This window comes from Janthinobacterium salmonicoloratum (genome assembly GCF_051380845.1).
Classification (GTDB): Bacteria; Pseudomonadota; Gammaproteobacteria; order Burkholderiales; family Burkholderiaceae_D; genus Janthinobacterium; species Janthinobacterium lividum_F.
Genome location: NZ_JBNYXV010000001.1, coordinates 2,843,171 through 2,857,650 on the forward strand (window position 1 = coordinate 2,843,171; position 14,480 = coordinate 2,857,650).

Sequence of the window (14,480 nt, forward strand, 5' to 3'; positions counted from 1 at the left end):
TTCTGCGATTGCCCGCAAATAGGCGCTATACGCGCGCCTGAATCAGCGCGGCTGTAGCATTTTTCCTACTGATTTCCCCTTCCCGATTTATTTTGCCGGCGACAGCCCCGCCAACTCGTCCTCGTCCTCGTCCTCCTCATCATCCATATTCGCCTGCTGGCGTTGCCACATCTGCGCGTACAAGCCATTCGCGGCCAGCAAGTGCGGATGCGTACCCCGCTCGACGATGCGGCCATGATCGAGCACCAGGATTTGCTGGGCGTCGGCCACCGTCGACAGGCGGTGCGCAATGACCAGGGTGGTGCGGTTTTTAGCGATGTCCTTCAGCTGCGCCTGGATCGCCTGCTCGGCCTTGGAATCGAGCGCCGAGGTGGCTTCATCGAAGATCAGGATGGCGGGGTCTTTCAGCAAAGTGCGGGCGATGGCCACGCGCTGCTTTTCGCCGCCCGACAGTTTCAAGCCCCGCTCGCCCACCATGGAGTTGTAGCCATCTGGCAAGCTTTCAATAAAATCATGGATCGACGCCGCTTTGGCCGCTGCCACGATGGCTTCCTTGCTGGCGCCCGGCTTGCCGTAGGCAATGTTGTATTCGATGGTGTCGTTGAACAGCACCGTGTCCTGCGGCACGATGCCGATGGCCGCGCGCAGGGAATCCTGCGTGATTGCCCGCAAGTCCTGGCCATCGATGGTGATGCTGCCGCCATCGACTTCATAAAAGCGGAACAACAAACGCGACAGGGTCGACTTGCCCGAACCGCTGTGGCCCACCACAGCCGTCGTGGTGCCGGCGGGAATCTGGAAATCCACGTCGAACAGGATTTTCCGCTTGGCTTCATAGCTGAAATCCACGTGGTCGAAACGCACGGCCGCGCCCCGCGTGACGAGCGCTTTGGCGTCCGGCGTATCGGCGATTTCACGGTTCTCGTTCAGCAAGGAAAACAGGCGTTCCATGTCGGCCAGGCTTTGCTTGATTTCGCGGTAAATGACCCCTAAAAAATTGAGGGGGATATACAGCTGGATCATGAAGGCATTGACCAGCACCAGGTCGCCCAGGGTCATGGTGCCGGCAATCACGCCCACCGTGGCGCGCCACAGGATCAAGGTGACGGCAGTGGCGATGATCAAGGACTGGCCCGTGTTCAACAGGGACAGTGAGGTCTGCGATTTCACGGCCGCCGATTCATAACGCTGCAAGCCCTCGTCGTAGCGCTTCGCCTCGTAATCCTCGTTGCCGAAATATTTCACGGTTTCATAGTTGATCAGCGAATCGATGGCCTTGGTATTCGCCTTCGAGTCGAGGTCGTTCATGGTGCGGCGGAAATGCGTACGCCAGTTTGTCACCAGCACGGTAAACGCGATGTAGGACACCAGCGCCACCGCCGTGATCACAGTGAACCAGATGTCGTAATGCAAGACCAGATAGCCAAGCACGAGGGTAATTTCCACCAGGGTCGGCAGGATGTTGAACAAGGTATAGGAAATGAGCGAGCCGACGCTGCGCGTGCCCCGTTCGATGTCGCGCGTCATGCCGCCCGTCTGGCGGTTCAAGTGAAAGCGCAGGGACAAGGCATGCAGGTGGCGGAACACTTGCAGGGCGATGGTGCGCACGGCCCGTTGCGTCACCCTGGCGAACAGGAATTCGCGCAATTCCGTAAACAAGGTGGTCGACAGGCGCAGCAAGCCATACGCCACCAGCAAGCCGACCGGCAACACCAGCAGCGCTTGCGGATGGGCTGCCGTGATCGTCATGGCATCGACGAGTTTTTTCAGGATCAGGGGCACGCCCACGTTGGCCAGCTTGGCGCCCACCAGGCATAGCAGTGCCAGCAGCACCCGCCATTTGTAGACCCACAGGTAGGGCAGCAAGGTCTTGATGGTGGCAAAATCGCTGTGGCTGGCGGAGGCTGGCGAGCGGGGCGGAGGGGGAGTCTGGGAACGGCGCATGGCGAAGGTCGGCTTTTTATGGTTCAATCGGGGCAATTGTAGCCTTTCATGAGAATAAAAGATGAGCACCTCCCCCGACCGCCCTGACAACTGCCTCGCCTCCGGCCTGCCCGCCGGAAAAATGCCGGAATTGCGCATGATGCCCGCGCCGTCCGACGCCAATGTGTACGGCGACGTGTTCGGCGGCTGGATCATGGCGCAGGTCGATATCGCCGGTTCCCTGCCTGCCACGCGGCGCGCCAACGGCCGCGTCGCCACCATCGCCGTCAATTCCTTCGTCTTCAAAAATCCCGTCTTCGTCGGCGATCTGCTGTCCTTCTACGCCGACATCGTCAAGGTTGGCAATACCTCGATCACTGTCAATGTCGAAGTGTATGCCGAGCGCAACCGCCTGCAGGCATGCATCGTGAAAGTCACGGAAGCCACCCTGATCTATGTGGCGACGGACTCCGACCGCAAGCCGCGCAAGGTGCCGCCGATCGAGACCTTATTGTCGTCTTGATTGTCGCAATAATCCGACGTTTTATTTTCAGACGGCATGGATAGCCAGCGCCGCATCTTTCTGCAGAGCGCTGCGCGCATCACGGCATTGGCCGCGGCCGGCAGCGTGCTGTCCGGTTCCAGCGCGAGCGCCGCCACGCGCTTGAATGGCACAGGCTATCCGTTTGCGCTCGGCGTTGCCTCGGGTTCGCCCTTGCCCGATGCGGTGGTGCTGTGGACGCGCATCTGCTACGACCCGCTGCATGCCGCCGCCACGCCCGCCATCGCCCTGAACGTGCGCTGGGAAGTGGCCGACGACGAAGCTTTTAGACGCGTCGTCGCCAAGGGGCAAGCCACAGCCACGCCCGCCCTCGCGCACAGCGTGCACGTCGATGTGGGCGGCCTGGCGCCCGGACGCTGGTACTGGTACCGCTTTATGCTTGGCGACGCCGTCAGCCCCGCAGGCCGCACGCGCACGGCGCCCGAGCCCGGCTCCATGCCTTCCTCGCTGAAACTGGCCGTCGCTTCGTGCCAGCACTGGGAATTCGGCGCCTACGCGGCGCACCGGCACATCACGGCGGCCGCGCCCGACCTGGTGGCCTTCCTCGGCGATTACATTTATGAGTGGGGACCGTACCAGCTGCAGCACCCGAACCGGGCCGTGCGCACGCATGAAAGTTTTACGCTGGATGAGTACCGCGCCCGCTACGCGCAATACAAGAGCGACCGCGACTTGCAGGGCGCGCACCTGGCCGCGCCGTGGATCGTCACCTGGGACGACCATGAAGTGGCCAATGATTACGGCAACGACCGCGACGAGTTGCTCACGCCCACTTTTTTGCAGCGCCGCGCGGCCGCCTACCAGGCGTTTTATGAACACATGCCGCTGCGTTTGCTGCCGCTGGGGCGGCGGGGTTTTGTCGACATGCGCATCTACCAGCGCTATGACTGGGGCCGTCTGGCGCGCTTTCACGTGCTGGACGACCGGCAATACCGCGCCTATCACGCATGCGCCAGGCCGGGCCGCGGCGGCTCCAATTCCGTCACCACGCGCAACTGCCCCGATTTGCTGAAACCGCAGCGCACCATGCTGGGCGAGGAACAGCAGCGCTGGCTGCAAGCCGGCCTCGATGATTCCCCGGCGCGCTGGAATATCCTGGCCCAGCAAACCCTGATGGCGCAATCGAGCCAGGTACCCATCCTGCGGCACGGCGACGAACGCATCTGGACCGATGGCTGGGATGGCTATCCACTGGCGCGCCAGCACCTGCTCGATGCCTTGCGCAGCAGCAAGGCCAGCAACCCGTTGGTGCTGTCAGGCGACGTGCACACCTTTTATGCCACCGAACTGAGCCGCAACGCCACGCGCCCCACCGGCAAGAGCAATCCCGTGCTGGCCACGGAGTTTTGCGGCACCTCCATCACGTCGAGTTCCCGCCCACAGGCGCGCACGGACCAGTACGTGGCGATGAACCCGCACATCCGTTACGGACGCAGCGACAAGCGCGGCTATATGTTGATGGAGATCACGCCGGAGAAAACCACGACCCTGTTCCAGGGCCTGGAGAATGTGCGCGACAGCGCTTCTACCATCGCGACACTGGCCAGCTTTACCGTCCGGGACGGCAAGGCTGGCTTGCAAAGTTAAAGCCTAGGCAACCTTCTTTTCGTCGCGTAATTGACGGCGCAATATCTTGCCTACATTGGTCTTCGGCAATTCATCACGGAACTCGATGTATTTCGGTTTCTTGTAGGCCGTCAACTCATGCTTGCAATGCTCGCGGATCTGTTCCACTGTCAGGTTAGGATCCTTGCGCACGACAAACACTTTCACAGCTTCGCCCGCGTTGGCATCCGGCACGCCGATGCAGGCGCATTCCAGCACGCCCGGGCACGACGCGACCACGTCTTCCACTTCGTTCGGATACACATTGAAGCCGGAAACGATGATCATGTCTTTCTTGCGGTCCACGATCTTCACGTAGCCGCGCTCATCCATGACGCCCACGTCGCCCGTCTTGAAGTAGCCGTCGGCCGTCATCGACTTGGCCGTCTCGTCCGGACGCTGCCAGTAGCCGGCCATCACTTGCGGGCCGCGCACGGCGATCTCGCCAGGCTCGCCCAGCGGTACTTCCACGCCGTCGTCGTTCAAAATGGCGACTTCCGTCGACGGGAAAGGCAAGCCGATGGTGCCCGTGAATTCCGTGATATCGACGCGGTTGCCCGTCACCACGGGCGATGTCTCCGACATGCCATAGCCTTCGATCAGCGGGCAGCCCGTCAGTTTCAGCCAGCGTTCGGCCACGTTGCGCTGCAAGGCCATGCCGCCGCCATTGCACACTTTATAGGAGGAGAAATCGAGCTTGGCAAAGTCGGCATTGTTCAGCAGCGCGTTGTACAAGGTGTTGACGGCCGGAAAGACGACGATCTTGTGCTTGGACAGTTCCTTGACGAAACCGGGGATGTCGCGCGGGTTGGGAATCAGCACGCTCATGCCGCCCAGGCGCATGCCCATCAGGGCGCTGACCGTCAGCGAATAGATGTGATACAGGGGCAAGGCGCACATGAATCCCATCGAGGTGGCACGCATTTCAGGCGTCATCACGGGCGACATCCACGCCTCGTTTTGCAGCACGTTGGCGATCACATTGCGGTGCAACAACATCGCGCCCTTCGACACGCCCGTCGTGCCACCCGTGTATTGCAGGAAGACGATATCGTCATGCCCCTGCTGCACCGGCGTGAGTGTCAAACGGGAACCCTCGGCCAGCATCTTGTTGAAACTGATGGAGCCCGGCAAGGAAAACGCTGGCACCATTTTTTTGATCTTGCGCACGACAAAGTTGACGATGGCGCCCTTCAAACCACCGAGCAAGTCGCCCATGGTGGCGACGATCACATGCTTGACCTGGGTATGCGGCAACACCTGCTCGACCGTGGTGGCGAAGTTTTCCAGCACGATGATCGCTTCGCTGCCCGAATCGATCAACTGGTGCTGCAATTCACGCGGCGTGTACAGCGGATTCACGTTGACCACCGTGTAACCGGCGCGCAGGATCGCCGCCATGGCTACCGGATACTGCAGCACGTTCGGCAGCATGATCGCCACGCGCGCACCCGTCTTCAGGCCCTTGCTTTGCAGCCAGGCGCCCATCTGCAGCGACAGCTTGTCGAGCTCGCGATAGGTAAGGAATTTATCCATGCACACGAAGGCATTGCGGTCCGCATATTTTTGGAACGACTCTTCCAGCAAATGCGTCACGGAACGGTATTGCGTGCAATCAATCTCTGCGGGAACGCTGTCCGGGTACGACTTCAACCAAATCTTGTCCATCTCGCCTCATCTTTATCTGTAAAAGGGACGCGCCTCCTGGCGCATCCCACACTGTTTATGTTGCTATCTTCGTTTCGTCACGCAGGGCGCGACGCAAAATCTTGCCGACGTTGGTCTTCGGCAGTTCATCGCGGAACTCGATATATTTCGGCCGCTTGTAGCCCGTGAATTGTTCCTTGCAATACGCGGCCAGCACTGCCTGGGTCAGGTTCGGATCCTTACGCACGACAAACACTTTCACGGCCTCGCCCGAGTGTTCATCCGGCACGCCCACGCAGGCGCACTCCAGCACGCCTGGATGGGCCGCGATGACGGCTTCGACTTCGTTCGGATACACATTGAAGCCGGAGACGAGAATCATGTCTTTCTTGCGGTCCACGATCTTCACGTAGCCGCGCTCGTCCATGATGCCCACGTCGCCCGACTTGAAGTAACCGTCTGGTGTCATGACCTTGGCCGTCTCGTCGGGGCGATTCCAGTAGCCCGTCATCACTTGCGGGCCGCGGATGGCGATCTCGCCCGTCTGCCCCAGAGGCACTTCCTTGCCGTCATCGTCGAGGATGGCGATCTCGGTCGACGGAATCGGCAAGCCGATGGTGCCGGAGAACGCCGTGCTGTCGGCGCGGTTGCAGGTAGCGACAGGCGAAGTTTCCGACAGGCCATAGCCTTCGATGATGGACACGCCCGTCGCCTGCAGCCACTTGTCGTTGACAGCTTGCTGCACCGCCATGCCGCCGCCATTGGCGATCTTTAAGCCCGAGAAATCGAGCTTGGCAAAATCGGGGTGGTTGACCAGCGCGTTATACAGCGTATTGACCGCTGGCAGCAGGTTGAATTTGTACTTGCCCAGCTCCTTGATCAGGCCCGGGATATCGCGTGGGTTCGGGATCAGGATATTCAGCGCGCCCACGCGTGTACCCCACATCGCGCACGCCGTCAGGGCAAAGATATGGTACAGCGGCAAGGCGCAGACGATGATCAACTGCTCCTTGCTGTTCTGATCAAGTGCCGCGCCCGACCACGCTTCGCTCTGCAGCACATTGGCAATCACGTTGCGGTGGCTTAAGGTCGCGCCTTTCGACACGCCCGTCGTGCCGCCCGTATATTGCAGGAAGGCGGCGTCGTTGATGCTCAGCTCGACGGGCGTGAGTTTCATGCGGCTGCCCAGCGCCAGCGCCTGCTTGAAACGCATGGCGTTCGGCAAGGAATACGCGGGCACCATCTTCTTGACGTTGCGCACGACAAAATTGACGATCATGCCTTTCAAGCCACCCAGCATTTCACCCATGCTGGCGACGATGATGTGCTTGATGGCCGTCTTGCTCAACACTTGTTCGACCGTATGGGCAAAGTTTTCCAGCACGATGATGGCTTCGCTGCCCGAATCATTGAGCTGGTGCTCGAGTTCACGTGGCGTGTACAACGGATTGACGTTGACTACCGTGTAGCCGGCGCGCAAGACGGCGGCAATCGCCACCGGATACTGGAGCACGTTCGGCATCATCAGGGCAACTCTGGCACCTTTTTTCAAGCCACGGCTTTGCAGCCAGGCGCCCAACTGGCGCGAATAGGTGTCGAGTTCGGCATAGGTGAGAAATTTGTCCATGCAGACATAGGCATTGCGGTCTGCATATTTTTGAAACGCTTCTTCCAGCAAATGCACCAGCGAACGATATTGATCAGGATCGATGTCGGCGGGAACGCCTGGAGGATACGACTTCAGCCAAATTTTTTCCATCCTGTGCCTCTTGTCTCGAATAATCGTGGGGGAGCCGGCACAGCCTGCCGGCACGGATCATTGCTGCGGATTCTGTCGTCCTGCAGTCAGTTTGAGCATTCTGACGAGCAATTGCTCTATGCTACTAACGCGATGCTATCGGGCGCCGCGCTTCCATGCAAGCGCTTTCAACAGTATTCGAGCGGCAACTCTAGGGGTATTTTATGCTGCAATGCAACATGATAAATACACTGTTGCAGGATCGTTAGACCTGGCGCGCAAGACAATCTTTACGGGTCAGGGGCTGGACAATTGTTCCAGCGCACGCCTGCGCTCAGGCTTCTTGATCTGGGCCATTGTGTGCACTGCAGCATAAAAAGCACGAAAGTTCTTTTTTTCTTCCAGCAATTTTTTGAAGGCAGGCAAAAATTCATTGTAGGTAGACACGGAAGCGAGGTGAGCATTGCTCAATGGCTGCTCGAACCAGCGGTCATAACCGGCAAAGCCACCCCAGTGTTGCTTGAGCACCTGATACGCGTCTTGCAATGCCGCAAACACCTGCGCCTTGCGCGCGCGCTTGTCCGCATCGCTGGCGTCGCTCGCATACACGGCTTCCAGTTCACCCCGGTAACGCAGCAGCAGGGCCAGGAAATCCTGGCGCCGCGCCGCGTACTGGGCGTACGCAGCACGCATCGTGTCATTGCCCTCGCGCGCCAGCCAGCGTTGCACGCCCGCCTCTTCCACGGCACTGGCAAACGACTCGTTAAAGGCCGAATCGCCGGGCACGTACACCACCTGGTGCGCCAGTTCATGGAAGATCAGGCGCGCCAATTCCGCATCGTTGTAATTGATAAAGGTCGACAGCAGGGGATCATCGAACCAGCCCAGGGTGGAATACGCGGGCACGCCGCCTACCTGCACGTCGTAATGCTGGGCCCGCAACTCGTCGGCATACGCGAGTGCTTCCTCCTTGCTGTAATAGCCGCGGTAATTCACGCAGCCGGCGATAGGAAAACACCATTGCAGCGGCTGCAGCGACAATTCCGGCGTGGCCACCACGTTCCACAGCACGAAGGGGCGCCGCAGAGAAGCGTAGTTCTTGTAGCTGCCATTGTCTGGCAAGTCCAGCTCGCTGACGGCAAAGCGGCGAATCTGCTGCGCCTTGGCAAGGCGCACTTTCAGGCGCGGTTCGGTGGCCGGGTCGTCCAGCCAGTCACCGATGGGGCGCGCGCCGTACCACAGGGCATATTGCCCCTGCGCCGCTTGCGTGTAGTAGCGCAACTGCGTGCAGCCGCCCAGCAGCATGCACACCGTGCCGACAAGCAAGCGGGCCGGCCAGCGCGCCAGGGCCATGGTCAGGCAGCCTTTTCCACTTCGACCAGCGTATCGTAGAAGGTCGGCGCACGGCCCATGTCCGTCAGGCGCTGGCTGGTCACTTCATTGGCGTTCTTGCCATCGCTGGCGAGTTTCTTCCACCACACGGACAAGCCCACCACCAGGCCCCGTCTCGCCTTGTCCGTCACCCTGGCCTTGGCAACAAAACTGCCACGGTCGTTGAAGATGCGCACCATGTCGCCGGCCGCGATGCCGCGCGCGGCGCAATCGTCAGGGTGGATGTCCAGGTGCGGCTCGCCCTCGGCCGCGCGCAGGCTTTTCACGTTGACGAACGTGGAATTGAGGAAATTGCGCGCTGGCGGAGAAATCATGGCCAGCGGATAACGGGCCGCCAGGGCAGGATTACTGGCCAGCGATTCGTGCGGCGCGATATACGTGGGCAAGGGATCGAGTCCCGCCTGCGCCATGGCCTCCGAGTAAAACTCGCACTTGCCCGATGGCGTGGGGAAGCCGCCCTCGGCAAATGGCGCCTCGGCCATGGCCAGCTTTTGCCAGCCCGTGCGTTTCAGCGATTCCCAGTCGAAATGCACGGCGCGCGCATCCGTCGTATCGAAGGCCTTGGCCGCCAGCGCATCGTCGCTTTCCTGGAAACACGGGTCATCAAAGCCCATGTACTGCGCCAGCAGGCGGAAGATTTCCGTATTCGCCTTCGCTTCGCCCAGCGGCGCCACGGCCGCATTGTTCGCCATCATGTACAAGTGGCCATAGGTGGAGTGCGCATCGACATGCTCGAGCTGCGTGGTGGCGGGCAACACGATGTCGGCATAATCGACGGTATCGGTCTGGAAATGTTCGAGCACAACCGTAAACAGATCTTCGCGGGCAAAACCCTGCGCCACTTTCGAGGAATCGGGCGCCACCGCCAGGGGATTCGAGTTGTAGACGATCACGGCTTCCACTTGCGGGCCGAACTCGACGGAACTTTCTTTCAATAAATCATCGCCGATGGTGCTCATGTTGATGGTGCGCGGCGTGCCTTTCAATAAATCCGGGCGCTGCAGGGCCTTGCGGTTGACGGGGAAGGAGCCCGAGCTCGACAGCTGCATGCCGCCGGCAGGATGGCGCCAGGCCCCCGTCAGGGCCGGCAGGCAAGCAATGTTGCGCACGGCCATGCCGCCGCCATGCACGCGCTGCACGCCGTAGTTGGCCCGGATGGCGGCGCCCTCGCCAGAGCGGCAAGCCTGGCCGTACAGGCGCGCCAGCTCCACCACTTCCGTAGCCGTGATACCGCACACCTCGGCCACGCGCTCGGGTGGCCATTCCAGGGCGCGCTGTTTCAGTTCGGCATAGCCAATAGTGTACTGCGCAATATAGTCCTGGTCGACCAGCTCTTCGGTGATCAGCACATGCATCAAGCCCAGCGCCAGGGCCGCATCGGTACCCGGCAGCAAGGCAATATGCTGGTGGCATTTTTCGGCCGTCAACGAACGGTAGGGATCGATGGCGATCAGGGTGGCGCCATGGCGCTTGGCCTCTTGCGCGCGCATCCAGAAGTGCAAATTCGAGGCGATCGGGTTGCCGCCCCAGATGATGATCAATTTCGCGTTCTGGAACTGCTCCATGTCCGTGCCGATGCTGGCGCCCACCGTGTAGCGGTAGCCCGTGGCGCCGGCCGACGCGCAGATGGTGCGGTCCAGCAGGGAAGCGCCCAACTGGTTGAAGAAACGCGACGACATCGATTCGCCCTGCACCAGGCCCATGGTGCCGCAGTAGCTGTACGGCAAGATCGCCTGCGGATCGCGCGCGGCGATCGCTTTCAAGCGGGCCGCGATGGTCTGCAGTGCTTCTTCCCAGCTGATGCGCTCGAACTTGCCTTCCCCCTTCTTGCCCACGCGGCGCAGCGGATGCAGCAAACGGTCCGCATGGTAGGTGCGTTCCGTGAAGCGCGACACCTTCGTGCACAGCACGCCAGCCGTGGTCGGGTGGTCGGGATCACCCTTGACGGCTGTTGCCACGCCATCGGTCACCGTGACCAGGAGGGCGCAGGTATCGGGGCAATCGAGCGGGCAGGCGGCGCGCACTTGGGTGGTGGTCATGGGCAATCCAAAAACGTTGGGGGAAGGCGATACTGTAAACCATTCCGCGCGCTTGCTGTTGGCGCCGTAGCAAGCACGTCCGTGCGCTGGATTTACCCGGCAAACAAGGGCTACAATGCACTATTAGCCGCGCCTGTTTTTGATCAAACAAGCGCGGTCCGGCGCGCCATACATTGCTGCGCGCCAGCATCCACAGGAGAGTCCCATGAAACTAGTTGATCCGATCTTGGCGTTTCAATCCGAGCTGCAAGGTATCCGCCGCGACCTGCACGCGCATCCCGAGCTGTGCTACGAAGAACAGCGCACCTCGGACGTGGTCGCCGCCAAACTGACGGAATGGGGCATTCCCGTGGTACGCGGCCTGGGCCGCACTGGCGTGGTCGGCATCATTCAGAATGGCACCTCGACACGCGCCATCGGCCTGCGCGCCGACATGGATGCCTTGCCGATGCAGGAAATGAATACCTTCGAGCATGCTTCACGCCACCCGGGCAAGATGCACGCCTGCGGCCATGACGGCCACACGGCCATGCTGCTGGGCGCCGCCCATTACCTGGCGCAGCACCGCCATTTCGACGGCACCGTATACCTGGTCTTCCAGCCAGCAGAAGAAGGCGGTGCCGGCGCGCGCGAAATGATCGAAGACGGCTTGTTTACCCGCTTTCCCATGGATGCCATCTATGGCATGCACAACTGGCCAGGCGCTGAAACAGGCACTCTGAGCGTGGTGGAAGGTCCGATGATGGCGTCCAGCAATGAATTCCACGTCACCGTCAAAGGCAAGGGTGCCCACGCGGCCCAGCCCCACAAGGGCATCGATCCCGTGATGGTGGCCGTGCAAATCGCGCAAAGCTGGCAAACCGTCATCACGCGCAACAAGAGTCCGCTCGACACGGCCGTGCTGTCGATCACGCAAATCCACGCAGGCAGCGCCACCAATGTGATCCCCGATGACGCCAGCCTGGTCGGCACCGTGCGCACCTTCACCACGCCCGTGCTGGACCTGATCGAGGAACGCATGCGCGAGATCGCCGTGCACACGGCCGCCGCCTTTGGCGCGGAAGTCGATTTCCACTTCAAGCGCAACTATCCGCCGCTGGTCAACCACGCGAAAGAAACGGCGTTTGCCGTCGACGTGATGAAAAGCGTGGTGGGCGCAGACAAGGTCAACGCGAATGTCGAACCGACCATGGGCGCGGAAGATTTCGCCTTTTTCCTGCAGGAAAAGGCCGGCTGCTACATTTTCATCGGCAATGGCGATGGCGAGCACCGCGATGGCGGCCATGGCCTGGGGCCGTGCGTCTTGCACAATGGCAGCTACGACTTCAACGACAAGCTGCTGCCCATCGGCGCCAGTTTCTGGGTCAAGCTGGCCGAAGCGAGCCTGCCCATCGCTTGAATCAGCTCAGTTTATCCGGACCAGTACCCAAGCGCTGGCCCGGATTCAACGCTTCCAGGGCCAGCAAGGCCGCCGCATGGTCTGCCGTCGGATGGGTGGTGGCGAGGGTTTCATAGCGCTGCGTCACCAGCTGCGTCACCGGCAAGGTGACGTGGGCCGCCTCGGCCGCCGCGAGGATGTTGTGCATGTCCTTGATCTGGCTTTTCACCTGCCCACCGGCCACAAAATTACGTTCCAGCATGCGCTGTCCATGCACCTCCAAAATCTTGCTCTCGGCAAAACCGCCACGGATGGCTGCCCGCACGGCAGCCGCATCGGCGCCGGCCGCCTGGGCCAGCAACAGCGCCTCGGCCACGATAGTCAGGGTGGCGCCGACGATCAGCTGATTGCACAGCTTGGCCACCTGGCCACTGCCGGCCGGCCCCACCAGAGTCGGGCGCCCCATGGCAGACAGAATCGCTTCAACCCGCGCGTAATCGTTGGCGCTGGCGCCAGCCATGATGGCCAGGGTACCCGCCTGTGCCCCGCCGACACCACCCGACACGGGCGCATCGATGAAGGCATGGCCTGCCGCGTGCAAGATGGCATGAAATTGCTGGGCTTCTGACTGTTGGGTGGAACTCATATCGATCCACATCGCGCCAGCTGCCAGAGCCGGCAACGCCTCTTGCAGCACCTGCGCCACGATGGGACCGGCTTCCAGCATGGAGATGACCACGTCCGCGCCATTGACCGCCTCAGCCACGGAAACGGCCGGCTGCGCCCCTGCTGCACGCAGGACTTGGGCCTTGCTGTGCGTGCGATTCCAAATTGTGACAGAATATCCAGCGCGTAACAGGCACCGGACCATCGGATCCCCCATCAGACCGATACCGAGAAATGCGATTTTTGTAGAGAATGTCAATTGAACCCCTGAGATCAACAAGTGGCGAGAGCGGCATGCAAAGCAAGGTGCCTGTACAACAATAGCCTATCGGCCAATTTTACGATGAAAGCCTCTATGTTCTTCAAGAAGAATCTCCTCAAATCCATCGCCGCTGTTGCCGCGCTGATGGCGGCTAACGCCGGCTTTGCCGCCGACGACAAACTGATCGACTCCGTCTACGGCGAATATGCCAAGGGCGTGAAGGTACAAATGGTACGCGCTGGCGTGACCTCGAACTGGGATAAGGCCTGGTTCGTATCGAATGGTACGCAGCTGAGCGGTTACTGGGATGCCAGCATTGGCGGCTGGGATGGCAAGAGCTATCGCAACGTCCCAGGCCAGCATCAAAAACTGTGGGACCTCGGCTTTACTCCCGTGTTCCGCTTTGAAAATACGAATAAGCTGGGCTTCTACGCAGAAGGCGGCATTGGCGTACACATGCTGTCCAAGCTGTACGATAACGACGATAACCGTCTGTCGACCCACTTCCAGTTCGGCGACCATATCGGCGTCGGCTATATCTTCAATAACAAATGGGAAGTCGCTGCGAAGATCCAGCATTTCTCGAACGGCGGTTACAAGAAACCGAATAGCGGCGTCAATTACATGAACGTCAAAGTCGCTTATCACTTTTAATGAGCTTGATAAATGACAAAGGCAGCGCGTAGCGCTGCCTTTTTTTGTCTGTTGCATTGGCTGCTTGCATACGTCGGAGTGGATTGAACAGCCGGGGTCAGACCCCCTTTTGCGTTGGCGATGACTTTTTCGTTAGCGGTGTCGAGGGTCTGACCCCAGCCTTTGCTTTCGGGTTGCCCCGGTAAATATCCAGACGAAAAAAAACCCGACCATTTCTGATCGGGTTTTTCTCTACTGCGAATAACAAGCCTGACGATAACCTACTTTCACACTGGTTGCAGCACTATCATCGGCGCAAAGTTGTTTCACGGTCCTGTTCGGGATGGGAAGGGGTGGGACCAACTTGCTATGGTCATCAGGCATAACTTGTACTGACGCTTGTCTCCTGTAGGACGACAAGGCCATGAATCTGGAAGAAGTATCGATTATTTACTGAGGTATTACTTGGGTAATGACTGCGATCAACAACACGCAACATGTACTTTCTCATCCTCTGTACCTGCTAAGGTTATAGGGACAAGCCGTACGGGCAATTAGTACTGGTTAGCTTAATGCATTACTGCACTTCCACACCCAGCCTATCAACGTCCTGGTCTCGAACGACCCTTCAAAGA

10 protein-coding genes and 2 rRNA genes are annotated in these 14,480 nt (G+C 60.1%); 4 read left to right on the forward strand and 8 right to left on the reverse strand.

Annotated features, from left to right (window positions below):
• Nucleotides 1-87: 87 nt before the first annotated feature.
• Entirely contained in the window at nt 88-1,944 is a 1,857-nt protein-coding gene (locus ACQ4WY_RS13090; protein WP_436504354.1) for an ABCB family ABC transporter ATP-binding protein/permease, read from the reverse strand.
• 136 nt (nt 1,945-2,080) lie between these two features.
• Between ACQ4WY_RS13090 and ACQ4WY_RS13095 the strand changes: the two genes are divergently transcribed.
• Together ACQ4WY_RS13095 and ACQ4WY_RS13100 are read left to right on the forward strand one after the other, a co-directional pair.
• Nucleotides 2,081-2,446 carry an acyl-CoA thioesterase gene (locus tag ACQ4WY_RS13095; protein WP_223278886.1) on the forward strand — a complete coding sequence of 122 codons (366 nt, stop codon included), beginning with the start codon at nt 2,081-2,083 and terminating at the stop codon, nt 2,444-2,446.
• 36 nt (nt 2,447-2,482) lie between these two features.
• A complete protein-coding gene (locus tag ACQ4WY_RS13100; RefSeq protein ID WP_436504355.1) occupies nt 2,483-4,072 on the forward strand; it encodes an alkaline phosphatase D family protein in 1,590 nt (529 codons plus the stop codon).
• 3 nt (nt 4,073-4,075) lie between these two features.
• Here the strand turns inward: ACQ4WY_RS13100 and ACQ4WY_RS13105 are convergent, their stop codons facing one another.
• From ACQ4WY_RS13105 to ACQ4WY_RS13120, 4 genes are all read right to left on the reverse strand, one after another.
• Nucleotides 4,076-5,758: a long-chain-fatty-acid--CoA ligase gene (locus tag ACQ4WY_RS13105; RefSeq protein ID WP_436504356.1), complete on the reverse strand. Its 1,683-nt coding sequence runs from the start codon at nt 5,756-5,758 to the stop codon at nt 4,076-4,078.
• Nucleotides 5,759-5,813: 55 nt separating this feature from the next.
• Nucleotides 5,814-7,496 (reverse strand): long-chain fatty acid--CoA ligase, encoded by a 1,683-nt coding sequence (locus ACQ4WY_RS13110; protein ID WP_436504358.1) that lies wholly within the window; start codon nt 7,494-7,496, stop codon nt 5,814-5,816.
• A gap of 276 nt (nt 7,497-7,772) precedes the next feature.
• Complete coding sequence (locus tag ACQ4WY_RS13115) at nt 7,773-8,828, reverse strand: aminopeptidase (RefSeq protein ID WP_436504359.1); 1,056 nt, start codon at nt 8,826-8,828, stop codon at nt 7,773-7,775.
• 2 nt (nt 8,829-8,830) lie between these two features.
• Nucleotides 8,831-10,906: a molybdopterin-containing oxidoreductase family protein gene (locus tag ACQ4WY_RS13120; protein ID WP_436504360.1), complete on the reverse strand. Its 2,076-nt coding sequence runs from the start codon at nt 10,904-10,906 to the stop codon at nt 8,831-8,833.
• 205 nt (nt 10,907-11,111) lie between these two features.
• Here ACQ4WY_RS13120 and ACQ4WY_RS13125 point away from each other — a divergent pair, with 205 nt between their 5' ends.
• Complete coding sequence (locus ACQ4WY_RS13125; protein ID WP_436504362.1) at nt 11,112-12,305, forward strand: M20 aminoacylase family protein; 1,194 nt, start codon at nt 11,112-11,114, stop codon at nt 12,303-12,305.
• Between the two features lies 1 nt (nt 12,306).
• Here ACQ4WY_RS13125 and ACQ4WY_RS13130 read toward each other — a convergent pair whose 3' ends face one another.
• A complete protein-coding gene (locus tag ACQ4WY_RS13130; RefSeq protein ID WP_436504364.1) occupies nt 12,307-13,209 on the reverse strand; it encodes an NAD(P)-dependent oxidoreductase in 903 nt (300 codons plus the stop codon).
• Between the two features lie 84 nt (nt 13,210-13,293).
• On the opposite strand from ACQ4WY_RS13130, the gene ACQ4WY_RS13135 reads away from it, so the two are divergent.
• Nucleotides 13,294-13,866, forward strand: a complete 573-nt coding sequence (locus tag ACQ4WY_RS13135; RefSeq protein WP_230539252.1) for an acyloxyacyl hydrolase — start codon at nt 13,294-13,296, stop codon at nt 13,864-13,866.
• A 247-nt stretch (nt 13,867-14,113) separates the two neighbouring features.
• Here the strand turns inward: ACQ4WY_RS13135 and rrf are convergent.
• Together rrf and ACQ4WY_RS13145 are read right to left on the reverse strand one after the other, a co-directional pair.
• Nucleotides 14,114-14,226 (reverse strand): 5S ribosomal RNA (gene rrf / locus ACQ4WY_RS13140).
• Nucleotides 14,227-14,378: 152 nt separating this feature from the next.
• Nucleotides 14,379-14,480: ribosomal RNA gene (locus ACQ4WY_RS13145) — 23S ribosomal RNA — on the reverse strand; the annotation flags it as partial.